This is a genomic window from Streptomyces mutomycini (assembly GCF_001700505.1).
Classification (GTDB): Bacteria; Actinomycetota; Actinomycetes; order Streptomycetales; family Streptomycetaceae; genus Streptomyces; species Streptomyces mutomycini.
Genome location: NZ_MAPV01000095.1, coordinates 1 through 4,031 on the forward strand (window position 1 = coordinate 1; position 4,031 = coordinate 4,031).

A 4,031-nucleotide genomic window follows, 5' to 3' on the forward strand; every position below is an offset into this window, starting at 1 on the left:
GCGCGGTGCCGTGGTCGATGCGGAGCAGGTCGTCGAAGACATCGGGGTTGCGCCCGTGATGGTCCTCCATCTCCCGCAGTTCGCTGGCCTGTCGGTGGACGATGGCCTGGACCCGGCGGGCGACGCTGACGAAGGCACGCTGCGCGGAGTCACGCATCGCCTCTTCGTTGTCGATGATGTCGAGGACCTGGAGCACCAGGGCGCGTTGCGCCTTGGGGAGGCCCCGGTACGACTCGTCCGCGTCGACGATGTCGCGCATCACTTCCTGCGGCGAGTTACTGGCACGCAGTCGGCGGATCGCGGCGGGCAGGAGCTCCTTGGTGAGCCGTTCGGTCTCCTGGTCGTACGACGCGATGCGGTGTTCCAGGAAGGCGACGCGCTGTTCGTAGTCGGCGCGCTGGACGCGCATCGCCCTGTTCCGTCGCTTCAGTACGACGACGAGCGTGGCGACCAGCACTGTGGCGATCGCACCGCACCACACGACTGCCGCCCGCGTGGCCCCTGTGAGCGGCACAGCGCCTGCGGCGGTGGCGCCGGCCATGAGCACAACGGGCGGGAACGCGGCACGGACTACGGGGATGTCTCTGTTGGTCGGCGGTGATTCGACACGGACCATCTAAACCCTCTGGCGGTTGATTCGGGAAGGTATGGGGAGGTACAGCACTTACACGGACAGTCGTGAACAAGTGCTCGAATTCGCAACAACTCGACTTCACTGGGCGTGAGCCTAGCCAGATCAGAACAGTGCTTCGGCATATTCACCCAACCCCCTGCGCGAGCACTTCCGCGGTAATACACTCGCCAGGTTTCGCACTCACCGCCGTCAGTCATGCGCAGGGAGTGACGTGATTCACGAATCGGGAGCAAGCGCCCGCCTGCGTCCCGCNNGAGACGATTCGCCGCACTTAGTGACTGACCTGGATAAACGGGTAACTCAGCGCACAGGCGAGCGAACCTCGTCCACATATACGAGACCTTCCGAACCGCAGAACGGTACAAGGGCACATGTGATCGAATCGGATCGAAAGGAGCAGAAGCCTGAGCGACGGACGCGCGTGCGAGCGGGTTGACGGGTTGTCCGTGCAGGCCGCACCGTCGAGTACGACGGCCCCGGTTCCAGGGAGCGCGCACATTTCCGGCCGGGCGGCTTCCTCACCGTCCGTGAGCTCGCTCCGTCGGCCCGGGAGCGGGACGGCGTCCACATCGCTTCGTCAGCCGCAGGCCGCATGCCGCAGGAGCCTGTCGACGGCGGCACTTCGGCAGCGTCAGCACTCGTCGGCTACGGCACCTCTGCAGTGGTGGCACCTCGTCAGCGACGACCGCCGAGCCGGCCCTCCAGCTGCACCAGCAGCTCGCCGAGCTGTCCGCTGAGCCCGCTGCGGGTCTCCTCGTCGAGCCCGGAGAGAACCGACCGCTCGTAGGCGAGCTGTTCCGGCAGCAGACGGTCGACGAGGTCACGCCCCGCGTCCGTCAGCCCGACGTGGGCGACCCTGCNNCTCGGCGCGGGTCAGTCCGGCGGCCCGCAGCGGGGCGTCCTCGGCCTGCTGGAGAAGGGCCGCACAGCGGTTGATACGGCCGATCAGCTCCATCGGTCCGGTGTCAAGGCCCGGGCTGACGGCCTGCCACTGCCGTACCACCGAGGCCACGATGTCGTCGCTCACACCGCTCCGTTCGCAGGGGGCAGGGTGGTCAGTCCCTGCCGTTGTGCTGTCGCCGCGAGCGTACGGTGTCCCGCCTGCTCGGCCGCCAGTAGCTCTTCCTCGGGCAGGGCGCGCTGCCACCATTCGCCCGATGCGACATCGCCGGCGTCACGCAGCTCGACGAGGGAGGCGGTCAGCCTCCTGCGTGCCGTTTCCAGCCTGAGGGCGTCGGCCGCCGGGTCGGCGACAGCCCGCTCGGCCCGGTCCCGGGCCTCCCCTGCCGCGGCGAGGGCCCGTTCCACTCGGCCGGACGCCCGGCGGTTGGTGACGGCGATCGCGGCGAGGAAGCCGACGGCGACGCCCACCAGGGTGTCCAGGGTGCGGTCGGCGATGAGCTCGCCCGCCGGCTGGAACCCGCCGAATTCCAGGATCAGAAGGGCCATCGGAGTGACGGCGACGGAGCCGAGCCAGTAGTTGCGGGTGATCAGGGCCTCGGCGGCGAAGTTGAAGAACAGGACGCACAGGACGAGGACGAGCGGGTCGACCCGGGCCAGCGGGATGACGGCCGCGAAGACCATGACGCCGAGAAGGTTTCCGACCGTGCGCTGCAGGGCCCTGCTCCAGGAGAGGGCGAGGTTGGGCTGGTAGACGGATGCCGCCGTGACGATGGCCCAGTACGGGTGCCCCACGCCCAGCGCCGAGGACACGTAGCCGGCCAGGGCGCACCCGACGAGGGTGCGGAAGGCGACCGGCAGCACCGGGGAGCCGGGGCCGAGCGCGCGCAGCAGCCTTCTCCGGGCCTCGCGGCGGCCGCGCCGCATCCTCTGCCCGGCCCGTTCGGCGTTGATCCCGAAGAGCTGTTCGACGGTGCCTGGTGCGGGTGGAGGGCAGGGGACGGGGCCACGGCCGCGGGTCAGCGCCGCCCATCGGCGCAGCTCCTCGGGGTCCGCGCCGGAGGCGTGGCCGTCGGGACCCGCGCCGGGGGTGTGGCCGTCGCCCGCCGTGGTGGCGAGCGCCCGCTCGGCGTGGACGACGAGCCGCTCGAGTTCCTGGCGCACGGGAGTCGGCCGCCCGGCGGCCAGCAGGGACTNNGCGGCCGCGTCGAGTGCGCGGGCGGTGGCGAGGCGCTCGGGTCCCTCTCTGTGCCACAGGACCGGGCCGGCCGTGACCAGCCAGGAGAAGGCGCCCGCTGCCAGCATCAGGGCCATGTGCCCCGGTACCTGTCCCAGCTCCTGCGGTGCGAAGAGTGCGGCCGAGGTGACGAACGCGAAGATCACGTTGCCGGGCGGGCCGATGCGCGTCGCGTCACAGAAGGTCTTCTGCACGGCAGCGAGCAGCGCACCGGCGGCGATCAGCACGGCGGTCGAGTCGGTGAGCGAGGCGGTCACCAGGGCGACGGCGAGGCCCGCGGCCATCCCGAGGATCACGCGGAGGACGGTGTGTGCCCTGCGGGCGTACGGGAGGTTGTGCCCGTAGAGCGCGCAGAGGGAGCCCGCCATCGTGTACATGACCAGGTCGAGGCGGTCGAGGGAGTACAGCAGCAGATTCGGGACTGCCGAGGCAACCACCACACTGAGCGCGGGCTTGTACCAGATCTCCGCGGGGCTGTTCAGCCGCAGGACACCGGTGACCGGCAGCTTGTGGACGGGTGGCTTCCGGGGTCGCATGGCTGTATCACTCACTCATTTACCTTAACAGGTGTTACATACGTAAAATACTTTCGCACCGGACCACCTCGGGTCGCCGCCGCTTCCGCACGGCTCTAGCGTGCTGGACATCAGCGTAGGAACGGGATGGTCGGCCCGCCTCGGGNNGACCCACGGCCCGAGGCGGGCGGCTGCACGATGGCACGCATCGGCGAGGACGCCGTCGCGGCCTTCAGTCCCCTCTACCGCCCGGAGCAGCAGCCGGCCTGGACCGTGTCCTTCGCCACCGAGGACGCGGACGCCTCGGCCGACACCGTGCGATCGGCAGGCGGCACGGTACTGATGGAACCGATGGACGTCTTCGACCTGGGGAGATTCGTGGTGGCCACCGACCCGGCCGGTGCGGTGTTCTCGCTCTGGCAGGCACGCGCATTTTCCGGCGCGGAACGCTTCGACGATCCGGGAACGCTGGGCTGGGCCGAGCTGCGAACGCCCGATCCGAAGGGCGCGCTCGCCTTCTACCCGTCCGTACTCGGCTGGAAGGTCAACGCCTCCGAACACTTCACTCACTGGGGCGTGGACGGAACCGACTTCGGCGGCATGAAGGAGCAGGACGACAAGGAACGGGCGGAGACACCGCCGCACTGGCTGCCCTACTTCACGGTGGCCGACGCCGAGGTTGCCGTGGCCATCGCCCTGACCGCGGGCGGTACGCCGCTCTCACCCCCGAGGCAGATCCCCGGCG

General features: G+C 69.7%; 1 protein-coding gene and 5 pseudogenes. 1 reads left to right on the forward strand and 5 read right to left on the reverse strand.

Annotation, left to right across the window (positions count from 1 at the left end; genetic code table 11):
- The 5 pseudogenes from BFF76_RS15110 to BFF76_RS33815 form a co-directional block, all read right to left on the reverse strand.
- Window positions 1–616, reverse strand: a pseudogene (locus BFF76_RS15110) (ATP-binding protein); the annotation flags it as partial.
- A 693-nt stretch (window positions 617–1,309) separates the two neighbouring features.
- Window positions 1,310–1,494: pseudogene (locus BFF76_RS33800) on the reverse strand (MarR family transcriptional regulator); the annotation flags it as partial.
- A gap of 2 nt (window positions 1,495–1,496) precedes the next feature.
- Window positions 1,497–1,784 (reverse strand): annotated as a pseudogene (locus BFF76_RS33805) (MarR family transcriptional regulator); the annotation flags it as partial.
- Window positions 1,785–1,843: 59 nt separating this feature from the next.
- A pseudogene (locus BFF76_RS34675) lies at window positions 1,844–2,461 on the reverse strand (FUSC family protein); the annotation flags it as partial.
- A gap of 271 nt (window positions 2,462–2,732) precedes the next feature.
- Window positions 2,733–3,307, reverse strand: a pseudogene (locus BFF76_RS33815) (FUSC family protein); the annotation flags it as partial.
- A 177-nt stretch (window positions 3,308–3,484) separates the two neighbouring features.
- Between BFF76_RS33815 and BFF76_RS15125 the strand changes: the two are divergent.
- The coding region (locus BFF76_RS15125; protein ID WP_244167283.1) for a VOC family protein at window positions 3,485–4,031 on the forward strand (547 nt) is incomplete at its 3' end.